This window comes from Amycolatopsis keratiniphila (genome assembly GCF_000400635.2).
GTDB lineage: Bacteria > Actinomycetota > Actinomycetes > Mycobacteriales > Pseudonocardiaceae > Amycolatopsis > Amycolatopsis keratiniphila.
On the sequence record NC_021252.1, the window covers coordinates 949,869 to 964,820 of the forward strand.

Annotated in this window: 17 protein-coding genes; 5 read left to right on the forward strand and 12 right to left on the reverse strand. The window is 68.2% G+C overall.

What is annotated here, in order from left to right:
- Positions 1-43 precede the first annotated feature (43 nt).
- Positions 44-670: a Maf family protein gene (locus tag AORI_RS45660; RefSeq protein ID WP_016331332.1), complete on the reverse strand. Its 627-nt coding sequence runs from the start codon at positions 668-670 to the stop codon at positions 44-46.
- Positions 671-836: 166 nt separating this feature from the next.
- Between AORI_RS45660 and AORI_RS45665 the strand changes: the two genes are divergently transcribed.
- Positions 837-2,642, forward strand: a complete 1,806-nt coding sequence (locus AORI_RS45665; protein WP_016331333.1) for a glycoside hydrolase family 3 protein — start codon at positions 837-839, stop codon at positions 2,640-2,642.
- A gap of 76 nt (positions 2,643-2,718) precedes the next feature.
- On the opposite strand, the gene AORI_RS45670 is transcribed toward AORI_RS45665, so the two are convergent.
- From AORI_RS45670 to AORI_RS45720, 11 genes are all read right to left on the reverse strand, one after another.
- Positions 2,719-4,329, reverse strand: coding sequence for a DHA2 family efflux MFS transporter permease subunit (locus AORI_RS45670; protein WP_081809637.1), 1,611 nt, complete (start codon positions 4,327-4,329; stop codon positions 2,719-2,721).
- Positions 4,310-4,936, reverse strand: coding sequence for a PadR family transcriptional regulator (locus AORI_RS45675; RefSeq protein ID WP_016331335.1), 627 nt, complete (start codon positions 4,934-4,936; stop codon positions 4,310-4,312). The genes AORI_RS45670 and AORI_RS45675 overlap by 20 nt, the downstream gene beginning before the upstream one ends.
- A 100-nt stretch (positions 4,937-5,036) precedes the next feature.
- The gene (locus AORI_RS45680; RefSeq protein WP_016331336.1) at positions 5,037-5,357 is read right to left on the reverse strand and encodes a hypothetical protein; all 321 of its coding nucleotides are present in this window, start codon (positions 5,355-5,357) and stop codon (positions 5,037-5,039) included.
- Complete coding sequence (locus AORI_RS45685; RefSeq protein WP_016331337.1) at positions 5,354-5,560, reverse strand: DUF397 domain-containing protein; 207 nt, start codon at positions 5,558-5,560, stop codon at positions 5,354-5,356. The genes AORI_RS45680 and AORI_RS45685 overlap by 4 nt, the downstream gene beginning before the upstream one ends.
- Before the next feature lie 197 nt (positions 5,561-5,757).
- Entirely contained in the window at positions 5,758-6,591 is an 834-nt protein-coding gene (locus AORI_RS45690; RefSeq protein WP_016331338.1) for a helix-turn-helix domain-containing protein, read from the reverse strand.
- A gap of 61 nt (positions 6,592-6,652) precedes the next feature.
- Entirely contained in the window at positions 6,653-6,871 is a 219-nt protein-coding gene (locus tag AORI_RS45695) for an acyl-CoA carboxylase subunit epsilon (RefSeq protein WP_016331339.1), read from the reverse strand.
- Entirely contained in the window at positions 6,868-8,505 is a 1,638-nt protein-coding gene (locus AORI_RS45700; RefSeq protein ID WP_016331340.1) for an acyl-CoA carboxylase subunit beta, read from the reverse strand. Before AORI_RS45700 ends, AORI_RS45695 begins: the two co-directional genes overlap by 4 nt.
- Before the next feature lie 303 nt (positions 8,506-8,808).
- On the reverse strand, positions 8,809-9,474 hold the full coding sequence (locus tag AORI_RS45705; RefSeq protein WP_016331341.1) for a response regulator: 666 nt from the start codon (positions 9,472-9,474) through the stop codon (positions 8,809-8,811).
- The gene (locus AORI_RS45710; protein WP_016331342.1) at positions 9,471-10,622 is read right to left on the reverse strand and encodes a sensor histidine kinase; all 1,152 of its coding nucleotides are present in this window, start codon (positions 10,620-10,622) and stop codon (positions 9,471-9,473) included. The genes AORI_RS45705 and AORI_RS45710 overlap by 4 nt, the downstream gene beginning before the upstream one ends.
- Before the next feature lie 68 nt (positions 10,623-10,690).
- Positions 10,691-11,509: an SRPBCC family protein gene (locus AORI_RS45715; RefSeq protein WP_016331343.1), complete on the reverse strand. Its 819-nt coding sequence runs from the start codon at positions 11,507-11,509 to the stop codon at positions 10,691-10,693.
- Positions 11,510-11,561: 52 nt separating this feature from the next.
- Positions 11,562-12,332, reverse strand: a complete 771-nt coding sequence (locus AORI_RS45720) for an NAD(P)H-dependent oxidoreductase (protein WP_043847904.1) — start codon at positions 12,330-12,332, stop codon at positions 11,562-11,564.
- A 43-nt stretch (positions 12,333-12,375) separates the two neighbouring features.
- On the opposite strand from AORI_RS45720, the gene AORI_RS45725 reads away from it, so the two are divergent.
- Genes AORI_RS45725 through AORI_RS45740 form a run of 4 tightly spaced genes read left to right on the forward strand, consistent with a single transcriptional unit; the run spans position 12,376 to position 14,951 of the window.
- Positions 12,376-13,386 carry a GlxA family transcriptional regulator gene (locus AORI_RS45725; RefSeq protein ID WP_016331345.1) on the forward strand — a complete coding sequence of 337 codons (1,011 nt, stop codon included), beginning with the start codon at positions 12,376-12,378 and terminating at the stop codon, positions 13,384-13,386.
- 52 nt (positions 13,387-13,438) lie between these two features.
- Positions 13,439-14,137 carry a lysoplasmalogenase family protein gene (locus AORI_RS45730; RefSeq protein WP_016331346.1) on the forward strand — a complete coding sequence of 233 codons (699 nt, stop codon included), beginning with the start codon at positions 13,439-13,441 and terminating at the stop codon, positions 14,135-14,137.
- Positions 14,138-14,196: 59 nt separating this feature from the next.
- The gene (locus tag AORI_RS45735; RefSeq protein WP_016331347.1) at positions 14,197-14,514 is read left to right on the forward strand and encodes an ArsR/SmtB family transcription factor; all 318 of its coding nucleotides are present in this window, start codon (positions 14,197-14,199) and stop codon (positions 14,512-14,514) included.
- Positions 14,511-14,951: an SRPBCC domain-containing protein gene (locus tag AORI_RS45740; protein ID WP_016331348.1), complete on the forward strand. Its 441-nt coding sequence runs from the start codon at positions 14,511-14,513 to the stop codon at positions 14,949-14,951. Before AORI_RS45735 ends, AORI_RS45740 begins: the two co-directional genes overlap by 4 nt.
- Position 14,952 lies beyond the last annotated feature (1 nt).

A 14,952-nucleotide genomic window follows, 5' to 3' on the forward strand; every position in this document is an offset into this window, starting at 1 on the left:
GAGGCAGGACTCTTCCGGATCACCCGATCGTGTGGGAGCTGTCTCAGGATGCGGGACGAGTCCAGAGATCGATGACGCTCACACCGACCTCCGTCAGCAACCGCCGGGTCAGCGGCAGGCTGATTCCGATGACGCTCGAGAAATCACCGTCGATGCCCTCGATGAACCAGCCGCCGAGCCCGTCGAGGGTGAAGCCGCCGGCCACCTGAAGCGGCTCTCCGGAAGCGATGTACGCCTCGATCTCTTCTTGCGACGGTGTGCCGAAGCGAACAGTGGTGCCTTCGGTTCCGGAGGCTTCCTTCGTCCTCTCCCCGTTCTCGACGCGGATGATCGCGTGGCCGGTCAGAAGTTCACCGGTCTTGCCCGCCATCGACGCCCAGCGCTCGCGCGCGGCTTCCGGCGTGATCGGCTTCCCGACCATCTCGCCGTTGATCGACAGCATCGAATCGCAGCCCACGATGACCAGGTCGGAGTGGCCGCCCAGCGCCTCGAAAACCGCCTCGGCCTTCGCGGCGGCGAGCGCGCGGACCAGCTCTTCAGGGGCTGGATCGGTCAGCGACGCGGCGACCGCGTCCTCGTCGACGCCGGACACGACGACGCTCGGATCGAAGCCGGCGGAACGCAGGACGCCGAGGCGGGCGGGGGACTGGGACGCGAGAACGAAACGCACGTGAGGAAGGTACTCGACGGCTCGCCGTTGCCCGATTGTGACCTGGAACACCCGAACGTGGAGCTAGTTTGTTGTGGCGCGCAACATATGGATTGTTCGAGCTACGGAGGAACCAATGTCGCCCCGCCTCCGCGTCAGAAGATCTCTTCGCACGACGCAAACCACAGTGCTCGCAGGACTGCTCCTGGCCGGTTCGGCCCTGACCCCGGTGGCGTCCGCCGCCCCGGGACCGCTCTACAAGAACCCGCACGCTTCGACGTCCGCGCGGGTGAACGACCTGCTCAAGCGGATGAGCCTCGACGACAAGATCGGCCAGATGACGCAGGCCGAACGCGGCGCGGTCACCCCCGACCAGGCCGCCGCGCTCAAACTGGGGTCCCTGCTCTCCGGCGGTGGCTCGGTGCCGGCGAGCAACACACCGACCGGGTGGGCCGACATGGTCGACTCGTACCAGAAGGCGGCGGTTTCGACGCCGCTCGGCATTCCCACGATCTACGGCGTCGACGCCGTGCACGGCCACAACAACGTCTACGGCGCCACGATCTTCCCGCACAACATCGGCCTCGGCGCCGCGAACAATCCGCGCCTGGTCGAGAAGATCGGCCGGGCGACGGCGCTGGAAGTCGCCGGAACCGGTCCGCAGTGGGACTTTTCGCCGTGTCTGTGCGTCGCCCGTGACGACCGGTGGGGCCGGACCTACGAATCCTTCGGTGAATCCCCGCGTGACGCCATCGCGAACGCGTCGGCGATCACGGGGCTTCAGGGGCGCAGGCTCGGTGAGAAACCGGGATCAGTGCTCGCGACGGCGAAACACTACGTCGGCGACGGTGGCACGACGAACGGCGTCGACCAGGGCGACACCGAGGTGAGCGAACGAGAGCTGCGCCAGATCCACCTGCCGCCGTTCCGCGAGGCGATCGACCGCGGGGTCGGCTCGGTGATGATCTCGTTCTCCAGCTTCCAGGGAGTGCGCATGCACGCCCAGAAGTACCTCATCACCGACGTCCTCAAGAAGGAACTGCGGTTTCGCGGGCTGGTGATCTCGGACTACAACGCGATCGACCAGATCGACGGCAAGGAGGGTTTCACCCCCGAAGAGGTGCGGCTCTCGGTCAACGCGGGCATCGACATGTTCATGGTCCCGTGGGACGCGCCGCAGTTCATCGCCTACCTCAAGGCCGAAGTCGAGGCGGGGCGCGTCTCGCGCGAGCGGATCGACGACGCGAACCGCCGCATCCTGGCGGAGAAGTTCGAACTCGGCCTGTTCGAGCACCCGTACACCGACCGGTCGCTTCAGAAGACGTTCGGCAGCAAGGAACATCGCGAGCTGGCCCGCCAGGCCGTCCGCGAATCCCAGGTGCTGCTGAAGAACGACGGTGTACTGCCGCTGGCGAAGACGAACAACAAGATCTTCGTCGCGGGCAAGAACGCGAACGACATCGGCAACCAGGCGGGCGGCTGGACGCTCACCTGGCAGGGACAGAGCGGCCCGGTGATCCCGGGCACGACCATCCTCGACGGCATCAAGTCGGGGGCGGGGAAGGGAACCACGGTGACCTATGACCGTGCGGGTGACGGAATCGACGGCAGCTACCAGGTCGCCGTCGCCGTGGTGGGCGAAACGCCGTACGCCGAAGGACAGGGAGACCGGCCGAACGGCTTCGGACTCGACGCGGAAGACCTCGCCACGATCGCCAAGCTGAAGAGCTCCGGTGTCCCGGTCGTCGTGGTGACCGTGTCCGGCCGCCCGCTCGACATCGCCGCGCAACTGCCGCGGTTCGACGGGCTGGTCGCGGCCTGGCTCCCGGGCAGCGAAGGCGCCGGCGTCGCCGATGTCCTTTACGGCGACTACAACCCGACCGGGAAGCTGACGTTCAGCTGGCCGGTCAGCGCGGCGCAGGAACCGGTGAACGTCGGTGACGGCAAGAAGGCGCTGTACCCGTACGGCTACGGCCTGCGGTACCGCCGGTAGCCCGATGTCAGGAAAGGGTCGTTCAGGACGAAAAATGTCATGAACGACCCTTTCCTGACATTTGCGGGAGCAGGGGTCAGGCGGCGCTGGCGGCGGGTTCGCGAGCGGGCGGGTGGGGTGCCCGCGAAGAGCGCCGCATGGTGAGCGCGGCGACCACGCCCAGCGCGAGCACCGCGGCCGGAAGCAGCAGCGCCACCCGTGCCGCGTCGGTGAGTCCATTGTGGACGGCTTCGAGCGCGAGCCGCTGAGCCTGCTCGGCGACACCGGGCGGCAGGCCGGGGAAAGCGGCCGCGCCGGAGGGACCGAACTCACCGGTCGATTCCGCGGCCTTCGCGACGCCTTCCGCGAACGGCGCCCGGTACTGCTCCGGCAACGCGCTCGCGGCCGATGCCGCCTCGCCGGCGATCGATGCGCTGATCCGTGCCTGCAGCAGCACACCGACGGCCGCGCTGCCGAGCACGCCGCCGACCTGCCGGGCGGTGTTGAAGATGCCCGACGCGGTCCCGACGAGCCGTGGTTCGACCGAACTCATCGCCAGATTGCCCATCGGCGCGAAGATGAAGCCGATGCCGACGCCCGCGACCACCAGCGCCGGGGTGAGTGCCCACGCGTTCGCGCCCGCTTCGGCGATCAGGGCCGTCAGGCCCAAGCCGGCGGCGAGCGCGGTGAGCCCGACGATCAGCAGGATCTTCGCGTTGACCCTGTCCGAAGCGCGGCCGACGAACGGGCCGATCAGACCACCCAGCAACGACATCGGCGCGAACACCAGGCCGGACATCGTCGGTGACGCGCCCAGTACGGCCTGGAGGTAGATCACCAGCGGCAGGAACATGCCGGTCATCGCGAAGCCGACGGTGACCGCCGTCAGCGCCCCGGCCGAGAAGTTACGGTTCGCGAAAACGCCGAGCGGGAGCAGCGGTTCGCGGCGGTTGAGCCGTTGCCACGCCACGAAAGCGACCAGAAGGGCGATGCCGAAGCCGATGATCTCGAAGACGGTGACCGGCCCGAACACGCGTCCCCAGTCGTAATGCTGTCCATTTTGGACGCCGTAGACGACGCAGAACAACCCGGCGCCGGACAGCAGGATCCCCGGGACGTCGAAGGAATGCGAGTGTTTCGGCTGCCAGTCCGGCACCTTGAGCAGCGCCAGCGCGATCGCGACCACACCGACCGGCAGGTTGACGAAGAAGATCCATTCCCAGCCGAGGTGGTCGACGAGTACGCCGCCGAGCACCGGCCCGACGATGGCCGCGATCCCGGCGACACCGCTCCAGAGTCCCATCGCGGGGCCGCGTTTCGACGGCGGGAACAGATGGCTGATGAACGCCAGGGTCTGCGGCGTCATCAAAGCGGCGCCGAGGCCTTGCACCGCGCGGGCCGCGATCAGCGTTTCGACCGAACCGGACACGCCGCACCACAGCGAGGCCAGCGTGAACACCACGAGCCCGGCCAGGTAGACGCGTTTCGGACCGAATCGGTCGCCGAGACGGCTGGCGAACAGCATCGGCACCGCGTAGGTGAGCAGGTAGACGCTGATCACCCAGACGATCGCGTTCAGCCCGGCGCCGAGTTCCCGCAGCATCGCGGGGATCGCGGTCGAAACGATCGTGGTGTCCAGCAGGATCATGAAGAAACCCAGGCACAGCGCGGAAAGCGCGGCCCAGGGATTAGCTTGTCTTGCGTTCATCACTGTCGTCCTCGGTGACCAGGTTCAGCTGCGGCGTGCAGTGACCCTGGAACCGGATGCGGCCGGATTCCAGGTCTGCGACGAGTTTCTGGGTCCACTCGAGCTCGAAGGCCCGCCGCGCGGTGGCGTAGGACCAGTCGAGCCAGTAGATCTCCGGGAGCTTGTGCTCGTTGACCAGGTTTTCCAGCACGACCTGGTCGGAGGCGATGGCGGCCTGTAGTCGCAGCACACGGTGCTTGAGCTGGGTGAGCGACATCTCCGGGCCGAGCTCGTCGATGACGGCGAGCGCGCTGAGGTACTCCGGGTACTCCTCGGCGGGGTTGGCCAGCATGTCCTGCGCCCGGGCGACGAACTCGTCGCGGCCGGTGTCCGTCATCGCGTACACGGTGCGTTCGGGGCGCTTCCCGTCCCGTTGTGTCTCGACGACCTCGACGAAACCGTTCTGCACCAGGCGATCCACCGTGTGGTAGAGCGAGCCGGCCTTCACCTTCACGCGTGTGTCGACGAAGCGCTCGCGCATCAGCTGCGCCATCTCGTACGGATGCATGGGCCGCTCATGCAGGAGTTCGAGCACCGCCATGGCGAGCGGGGTGAGCTTCGCGGCCATGATTGTCCCCCTTGGAAGATTCCCTGCTGATTATTCCTTGTGGAATATATGCCAGGCAGCGTTGAATCTTCAAGGGGGGTGTCGGTGCTTCGGCCGGCCGCTAGTCGAGCGGTCGCGGCCCGATCTCGCGTTCGAGGAAGCGGTGGTACTCGATGGCCGCGATCGAGTTCTCCAGCTGTTCGAACGTCGGCGCGGGGAGCGCGCCGTTGAAGACGATGGTCAGGCTCTTCCGCGGGATGTTGATGACATACGGATCGACGTCGAGTTCTTCGCAGTGCCCGCGCAGGACGGCGGTCCAGTGGTCGAGGTCCTCGTCCTCGCCGAGGTGTTCCCACCGCGCGACGATCCAGTTGCCGTTGATCAGCTGGCCCGCCATCTCCCGCGGATCGTGGACCATGTACGGCTCGGCGACGTCGTTCATCGTCCGAGGTGTTCGAGGAGCGCGGCGAAGGACTCGGCCGGGAGTACCAGGATCGGCCGGGTCTCGTCCGGCAGCGCCCACTGCTTGGTGTCCCGGATGCCCACCAGGCCGGGCGCGGTGCCGACCTCGACGCAGGCGTTCTCTTCCCAGTGGGTGTAGGTCGATTTGTGCCAGCCGGTCATGTTCTCGTGCCAGGTGGTCATAGGAGGGCCTTTCCCCAGTGACTGTTTCGGCAAGTAGACGGGTTGCGCGGCAGCAAGGTTGGCGAGATCGGGTGATCTGTGCCGATCGGTCGGTGAGCGGCTCCGATGATCGCGTTCGGCGCACGGAAAGGGACCTTCACCGACAGCTGCTTTACATACGATGCACTCTCGGAGTGCATAAGGCCAAGGGTCTTAGGTCACCGAAGTGAACCGGCCGCGAGCTGTCGGTAGTCGGCGGCGATGCGCGTCAGATGTCCGCAGGCGATGTCGCCGTAGGTGGCGTAGCGCTCGACCTCGGCGAAGTTCTTTTCGTAGTCGGTGACTTCGCGTTCGTCCGTGACGAGGGCCGTGGCCGTCTGCGTCCCGAGGAGTACCGCGCGCGAGTCGTAGATGTCGAAGCCGTGGAGGACGGGGACCGACACCGGGGTGGTCCACGGGATCACGCCGAGCCGGACGCGATCGCGGCGGGAGATCTCGATGAGGTGGCCGAGCTGGGCCAGCATGGTCTCCGCGCCGCCCATGTTCCAGCGCAGCGCGCCTTCGGTGAGCACGAAATGGAACCGGCGATTCGAATCGAGGATCCGCTGACGCTCCAGCCGGGCCTCGACCGTCTGGTCGCGTTCGTCCTCCGGCAGCGTGTCGCTGAACAGCGCGGTGATGTAGTCGCGGGTCTGGAGCAGGCCGAACACGATCGTCGGCTGGAAACTCCGGATGCGGGCGGAGGCCGTCTCGATCTTGCCGATGCGCTGCTGCATCCGCCAGGCACCGCGCTGAAAGACGACGCGGGCGGACGCCGCCTCCTCGCGGAGGTCCCGGGTGATCGCGACCAGCTCCCGCCGGACCTTCGCGGGGGCGTGATAGACGCGGCACAGTGCGACGACCTGGTCCTCGGTCGGCATGAACGCGCCGGTCTCGACGCGCGACACCTTCGACTGACTGAGGCCGGTGAGTCTCGCGGCTTCGGTACCGGACAGCCCGGCGGCCTTGCGCAGACGGCGCAACTCGGTGGAGAGGTGGTCCTGGTTCGTCACGCACGGCTTTCTGAGGCGATCGCGGTCGGCAGGACTGTCACGATAGCCCGCCGAGCCCCTCTCAGCGAGGAAGCGCCGAAGCGCGCCAGGCGCCCTCTCCGGGAGCGAGCGGAGCCCGTACGAGCGAAGCCTTGTCCGCCCACCACGAATCCCGTTTCGGCGCCGGTTCCGGTGCCCGCGCACCGGCCGCCGCCGCGACGACGGCGGTCAGCGCGGCGAGCTCGGCGTCGTCCGGGTTGCCCCGGACGACGCGCAGCAGCGGCGTTTCGGGCGCGGTCACAGCGGGATGTTCCCGTGCTTCTTGGGCGGCAGCGACTCACGCTTGCCCTGGAGCAGCGAGAGCGCCTTCGCGACGTGGCCGCGGGTGTGCGCGGGCACGATCACCGAGTCGACGTAACCGCGCTCGGCCGCCGCGTACGGGTTCAGGAGGGTGTCTTCGTACTCCTGGATCAGCTCTGCCCGCAGCGCGTCGACGTCCTTGCCGTCGGCGGCGGCCGCGGCGAGCGTCTTGCGGTGCACGATGTTCGCCGCGCCCTGCGCGCCCATGACCGCGACCTGCGCCGTCGGCCAGGCCAGGTTGATGTCCGCGCCGAGGTGCTTCGACCCCATGACGTCGTACGCGCCGCCGTACGCCTTGCGGGTGATGACGGTGACGAGCGGGACGGTCGCTTCGGCGTAGGCGTAGATCAGCTTCGCGCCGCGCCGGATGATGCCGTTCCACTCCTGGTCGGTACCGGGCAGGAAGCCGGGCACGTCGACGAAGGTCAGCACCGGGATGTTGAACGCGTCGCAGGTGCGCACGAACCGCGCGGCCTTCTCGGAGGCGTCGATGTCGAGGCAGCCGGCGAACTGGGTGGGCTGGTTCGCCACGATGCCGACGCTGCGCCCGTCCACCCGGCCGAAGCCGACCAGGATGTTGGGCGCGAACAGCTCGTGCACCTCGAGGAAGTCACCGTCGTCGACGACGCGGTTGATGACCTCGTGCATGTCGTACGGCTGGTTCGGCGAGTCCGGGATCAGCGTGTCGAGCTCGCGGTCGGTGTCGGTGACGTCGTCGAAGAACCCACCGGGAGCGGAGCCGGTCTCGAACAGCGGCGCTTCGGACAGGTTGTTCGCCGGGAGGAACGCGAGCAGTTCCTTCACGTACGCGATGGCGTCTTCGTCGTCGGAGCCGAGGTAGTGCGCGACACCCGAACGGGTGTTGTGCGTGCGCCCGCCGCCGAGCTCCTCGAAGGAGACCTCTTCGCCGGTCACGGTCTTCACGACGTCGGGGCCGGTGATGAACATGTGCGAGGTCTTGTCGACCATCACCACGAAGTCGGTCAGCGCGGGGGAGTAGACGTGCCCGCCCGCGTTGGCGCCCATGATCAGCGAGATCTGCGGGATGACGCCGGACGCCTTGACGTTGCGGTTGAAGATCTCGCCGTACAGGCCGAGCGAGACGACGCCTTCCTGGATCCGCGCGCCGCCGCCCTCGTTGATGCCGATGATCGGGCGGCCGGTCTTGATCGCCAGGTCCATCACCTTGACGATCTTCTCGCCGTACACCTCACCGAGTGAACCGCCGAAGACGGTGACGTCCTGGCTGAACACGCACACCGGACGGCCGTCGACGGTGCCGTAGCCGGTGACGACGCCGTCGCCGTAGGGGCGGTTCTTCTCCTGGCCGAAGTTGACCGAGCGGTGCTTCGCCAGCTCGTCGAGCTCGACGAAGGAGCCCTCGTCCAGCAGCAGGTCGATCCGCTCGCGGGCGGTCTTCTTGCCCTTGGCGTGCTGTTTCTCCACCGCCCTCGCGGAACCCGCGTGCACCGCCTCGTCATACCGGCGGTACAGGTCGGCCAGCTTGCCGGCCGTCGTGTGGATGTCCGGTTCGTCCTCGGGCGGCGTCCCGAGCGGCTCCGTCGCACTGCTCATGAAACCGCAGCCTAGCTACTCGACGGTCACTTCGCGTGTGGCGTAGGCAACGTCTCGGTACAGGTGGTCGTGAGTGGCGTTTCGTGTTCTAACCCGAAACGCCACTCACGAGGTTCGAAGGGCCGAGGCCTGGCGGTGACGCGGCTCGGAACTCGCGTGATTGAAGCCGTAACTCGCGTGATCAGCGGCGTAACACCCGAGTGCGGCATCCAGTCACGCGAGTTACGTGTCCGATCACGCGAGTGACGGCCTCGATCACGCCGCGACGCGGTTGGCTCTAACCCAGAACACGGACTTGACCGGTCACTGGACCGAGGCCCGCACCAGCCCGGACTCATAGGCCGCGATCACGAGCTGCGCCCGGTCCCGCGCCGCGAGTTTGTGCAGGAGATGGCCGATATGCGTCTTCACCGTCGCCAGCCCGAGGTGCAGGGTCCCGGCGATCTCGTCGTTCGACAGGCCCCGCGCGATCAGGCTCAGCACCTCGCGTTCGCGCGTGGTGATGTTGTCCAGCGACGCCGCGACGCGCTGGCCGGGTTCGGGCAGCCGGGCGAACTCCGCGATGAGCCGTCGCGTGATCGAAGGGGCGAGAAGCCCTTCGCCCGCCGCGACGACGCGGATCGCGGTCAGCAGTTCGGCGGGCGGGGTGTCCTTCAGCAGGAAGCCGCTCGCGCCCGCGCGCAGGGCCGAATAGACGTAGGCGTCGAGATCGAACGTCGTCAGCATCAGCACGTGGACGCCTTCGGTGGCGGCCGACGCGCAGATCCGCCGGGTCGCTTCGATGCCGTCCAGCTCCGGCATGCGGACGTCCATCAGCACGACGTCGGGACGTTCCTTCTCGGCGAGTTCCGCGGCCTCCGCGCCGTCGCTCGCCTCCCCGACGACTTCGAGGTCCGGCGCGCTGTCGACGAGCACGCGGAAGCTGCCGCGCAGCAACGCCTGGTCGTCGGCGATCAGTACGCGGATCATCGTGTCCCCACTTCCTTGGCGGCGTACGGAAGCCGCGCGAACACCCGGAATCCCCCGGCGGGCAGCGGGCCCGCCTCGAAGTCACCACCGTAGACGGCGACGCGTTCGCGCATGCCGATCAAGCCGTGCCCGCCCACGGCGGGTGGCGAGCCTTCGCCGCGCCCGTCGTCGACGATTTCGACGCTGACCTCACCGGGGCCTTCGGTGATCGTGACCCGGCACGCGGACGGTCCCGCGTGCTTCACGACGTTGGTCACCGCCTCCTGCGTGATGCGGTAGACCGAAAGCGCGACACCTTCGGGCAGATCGTCCACGGCCTCGCCGGTCAGCTCGACCCGCACCCCGGCTTGTCCGGCGCGTTCGGCCAGGGTCCGCAGATCGGCGAGTTTCGGCGCGGGCCCGAGCGCGGCCTCGGGCGTCCCGTCACCGGAACGGAGGACGCCGAGCATCCGCCGGAGTTCGACGAGGGTCTCGCGGCTGGTGAGTTCGATGACCCGCAACGCCTCGCGTGCTTCTTCGGGCTGTTGCTCCGCGACGTGGTTGCCGACGGCCGCCTTGACCGCGATCAGGCTCATGCTGTGGGCGACGACGTCGTGCATCTCGCGCGCGATGCGCAGCCGTTCGTCGGAAACCGCCTGATCGGCCTGGGTTTCGGCGAGCTGGGCCAGGTTCGCGCGTCGTTGCCGGGTCATCCAGCCCAGTGCCCACGAGCCCGCGACCCCTCCACCCGCGAAGGCCGTCGACGCGATCGTGTTCGGCCCGAGCCGCAGCACTTCGAAGACCATGACGACGACGAGCCCGAGTCCCATCGCGATCAGCGAGCGGGCCCGCGGGTGTTCCAGCGCCACGGTGTACAGGGCGCATCCGGTGGCCAGGAGTGCGGCCGGGGCCAGCCCGTTGCCGGCGATCAGCGCCGGGACGAGGCTGCCCAGGCCGAGACCGTAGGCGAGCAGCGGGCGGTGCCGCCGTAGCGCGACCGCGATCCCGCTGGCGGCGACCGTCGCCCAGGCGAGCCACATCGGGATGACGACGAGGAACGTCCAGGTCTGCGCGGCGAGGTTCCCGCCGACGGCCACGACGAGCACCAGCGCGAGGAGCCCGTCGATCGTGTACGCCACCCGCTGGGAGAGCGCCGACGGCTGTTTCATACGGCGAACTCAACCAGAAGGGCGACGCTTCCGCGTCCGTCCGGTGGAGGTCATCCCCAGGGTGGAGATCAGCTCCCGTGAGCCGCCGCGAAGAACTCCTTCAGCCTCTCTCGCCAGCTTCGCAGCGCTTCGGGCACGACGTCGTCCTGTCCGGCGGGGACGGTCTGGGTCAGCTCGACCATGGTGCCGTCGAGCTCGGAGTGGCTGAACTCCCAGCGGACGACGCCGCCTCGCGGCAGGCTGATCTCCAGCAGCCGCGGCGGTTCTTCGCGGACGACCGTCCCTTCGGCCTTGTCGGACGCGAGAAGTGCCCAGACCTCGTCGAGCGGCTTCCAGATCAGGTCGCGGCGGAAGCGGATCACCTTGCCGTCGTCGGTTTCCAGGACCTCGCCCTCGGCGAGCCCGAATTCTTCGGTGTAGGCCTCGATCGGCCCGACCCAGTCCTGCGGCGGCTCGTGATCCACGCCGTCGAGCAGGGCCGAGAGCGCGACGAGGCAGCTGTCCCAGCCTGCGGCCGTGCGGCCCGCGGCGATCCTGGCGATGGCGGGTTCGCCCCGGCCGAACGTATGCGTGAACAGCAGACGGCAGCCGTCACCCTCCGGGATGATCTCCCAGCGCAGCACGTCTTCGTTCCAGCTGAACGCGAAGACGCGGGGTTCGTCGGCTTCGAGGACTTCACCCGCAGTCGGCTTCTCTTCGCCCTCGAAGGTGAACTCGATGGTCCCGCCCGGTCGCAGGTCGACGGTGACGGCGGCGGGGAACCAGTTCGCGAGCTCCGACGGTGCGGTGATCGCCCGCCAGACGCGTTCCGGCCGATGCGCGAGACGACGTTCGATCCGCAGCGCCGGACGTTCTCCGACGGTTTCCAACCGGGCGCGAGCGTTCACGGTTACCTCCTAATGTGCCGTGAGGGAAATATAACCGCGACGTAATACTTGGTCAACCGATGAGGTGGACGCCGATCCCGCTCCGTCCCGGAGCCAGGTCTTCGCGCAGGACCAGATCGCCGTCGTAGTCGCCGCCGTTCTGGCGGCGGAACGGGATCGGGTCCTGAGTGGACAGTGTCCGCAGTCGTTCGCGCAGCGATTCCGCGGCGGCTTCGTATCGCGCGGGCGAAACGCGGTCGGCGCCGCAGATCGTCAACGGGGGCAACACGGACATGCCCGCGTACCACAGTGTTCCGTGCTGCAGCGGGAACAGCAGATCGCCGATCTCGCCGTTCACGCCGCGCGGTCCGATGGTGGCTTCCGGCGCGCCCGCGGTCAGCACGACCATGGCGCGCTTCCCGGCCAGCGCTCCTTCGCCGTAGCGCGCCGTCCGGCCGTCGGGGCGTTGGACGCCGTAGGCGAAACCCTTGACGAAGACGCGGTCGAACCAGCCCTTGAGGATCGCGGGCATTCCGTACCACCACAACGGGAATTGGAAGATCACGGTGTCCGCCCACGCCAGCTTTTCGTGCTCTGCGCGGATGTCCTCGCCGAGTTCGCCCGTCCGGAAGGCGTCCTTCGACGTCGAGCCGACGATGAGCCGATCCGCGGAAGCCGCCCGGCCGAAGTCGTCGGCGTCGACGACGGGCTTCCATTTCATCGCGTACAGATCGGATTCCCGGACGTTCGCGCCTTGCGCGCGGAGGGTGCGCACCCCTTCGTCGCGCAATGAGCCGCCGAGGGAACGGGGTTCGGGGTGGGCGAAGATCCACAGCACGTTCATGGTCCCACCGTCGCGCGGTCCCGGCGCCGAAACGAGTGGCCCGATGGACAACATGTGCAAGAATCGAGCCATGGGCTTTTTCGCGCATCCCGGCCGTCACCGGGTCGCCGTGCTGGTGCGGCACGGCATGCTGGTGATGGAGCTGGGCATCGTCACCCGGCTGTTCGGCACGGCCAAATCGGCCGACGGCGAGCCGCTCTACGAAGTCGTCACCTGCACACCGGAACCCGGGCAGATCCGGACCGACGCCGACGTCACCATCTCGGTCGCGCACGGGCCGGAAGTGCTGGCCGAGGCCGACACGGTCGTCATCCCGGCGTCGTCCACCGAATACGAACCCTCGGGGCACGACCTCACCGAACCGCTCGCGCGGGCGCTGGAGCTGATCCGGCCGGAGGCCAGGATCGCGTCGATCTGCACGGGTGCCTTCGTGCTCGCCGCCGCCGGCCTGCTCGACGGGCGGAAGGCGACCACGCACTGGCGTTCGGCGCTGGACTTCCAGGCGAAATTCCCGAAGGTCGCCCTCGACCCGAATGTGCTCTACACCGACGACGGGAACGTGCTGACCGCGGCGGGCGTCGCGTCCGGGATCGACCTCTGCCTGCACATGATCCGCTGCGATCACGGTGCCGCGGTCGCGAACGAGGTCGCGCGCGGAACGGTCGTCTCGCCGCATCGCGAGGGCGGGCAGGCGCAGTTCATCCGGCGGCCGGTCCCGGAACCGCAGTCCTCGTCCACGGCGACGGCGCGGGCCTGGGCGCTGGAGAACCTCGACAGGCCGCTGACCCTGCGTGAGCTGGCGGCGAAAGAGGCGATGAGCACGAGGACGTTCACGCGGCGATTCCGCGACGAGGTCGGGATCTCGGCGTTGCAGTGGCTGACCCAGCAGCGGATCGAACGGGCGCGCCAGCTGCTCGAAGAGACCGATCTGCCGGTGGACAAGGTCGCCGCCGAGGCGGGTTTCGGCACCGCCGCGTCGCTGCGTCAGCATCTGCAGGCCGCGCTGGGCGTCTCACCGAGCGCGTACCGGAACACCTTCCGCGAAGCCGTCTAGCCCAGACTGACCTCCTGGTAACTTACCCGGAAATAAGTTCCGGAGGTGGTTCGTGAAGGCTCTCAAGATCGCCGAACGGGTGTTGTTCGGCGCCGCCGCGATCGGCACGGTGTACTCCGCCAGAACGGGCAATCGGAAGCTGCAACTCGCGACCAAGCCCGCCGCGGTCCCGGTGCTCGCCGCCCGGGTCGCGCGTTCGCGGGGGCTCGCGCCGGGGGAGAAGGGGCTGCTCGTCGCCGCGTTGATCGCGGCCGGCGCGGGTGACCATTTCATGGGCCGCTCCGACGAGGATCGCGAGCTGATCAAGGGTGCGACCTCGTTCGGCGTGATGCAGGTGCTGTACTCCGCGCTGCTCTGGCGTCGCGGAGCTCGTCCGCGCACGGCGACGGCGACGCCGCGGCTGGCGGCGTGGGCGTCGGCCGCGGTCGCGATGGCGTTGCCGAAGCCGTCTCCGGTGTCTTCGGTGCTTTCGGTCTACGGAGGTCTGCTGAGCACGACGTCGACCCTCGCGGCGGATCCGGTGCTGGCGCCGAAGGCCAAGGTCTCGGGCGGGATGGTGATCCCGTCGGGCGACCGCCGGACCTGGATCGCCGCCGGTGCGCTGCTGTTCTCCGCTTCGGATCTGGCGATCCTGATCCGCCGCGACTTCGTCACGAGTGAGCGGGTGCGGGCCAATCTCGAAACCTTCGTGCTGACCTCGTACCTGGCGTCGCAGTGGCTACTCGTCGAGGGGATGACCGCCGAAAGTTAAGCACTTACTTGACTATCGCTCGGCGTGGGCGGATAGTTAAGCATGTGCCTAACCAACGGATGGACCAGGTGTTCAAGGCGCTGTCCGACGGGACGCGGCGCGAAATGATCGAGCGCCTCACCCGGGGACCCGCCTCGGTGGGGGAGCTCGCACAGCCGCTGTCGATGTCGCTGCCCGCCGTGATGCAGCACCTCCAGGTGCTGGAGGCGAGCGGGCTCGTCCGGTCGGAGAAGGCGGGGCGCGTCCGCACCTGCCATCTCGAACCGGACGGCCTGCGGATGGCCGAGGAGTGGCTCGGCGGACAGCGCACCGGCTGGGAACACCGGCTCGATCGTCTTGGTGGCTTTCTGAACTCCGACGAAGGGAACAGGTCATGACCGTCAAACACGCCACGTTCACCCTCGAGCGCGTCTACCCCGTTCCGCCGGAACGTGTTTTCGCGGCCTGGGCCGATCCCGCCGCGAAAGCCGGCTGGTTCACCGTGCCGGGCGGCGAGCATTCCCTGGACTTCCGCGTCGGTGGCCGCGAGATCACCACGGGTCCCAATGGCGACGGCCGGAAGCTGATCGCCGATTCGCGGTACGAGGACATCGTCGACAGCGAACGGATCGTCTACTCCACGACCTTGTCCACCGACGACGTCCTCGCGACCGTCTCGCTCACGACGGTGCTGCTCGAAGCCGAAGCGGACGGGACCCGGCTGACGCTGATCGAGCAGGGCACCTTCCTCGACGGACAAGAAGAACCGGCCTGGCGCGAGCAGGGAACCGGATGCTGGCTCGACGCACTGGGGAAGGCTTTGTCGGCAGTATGAA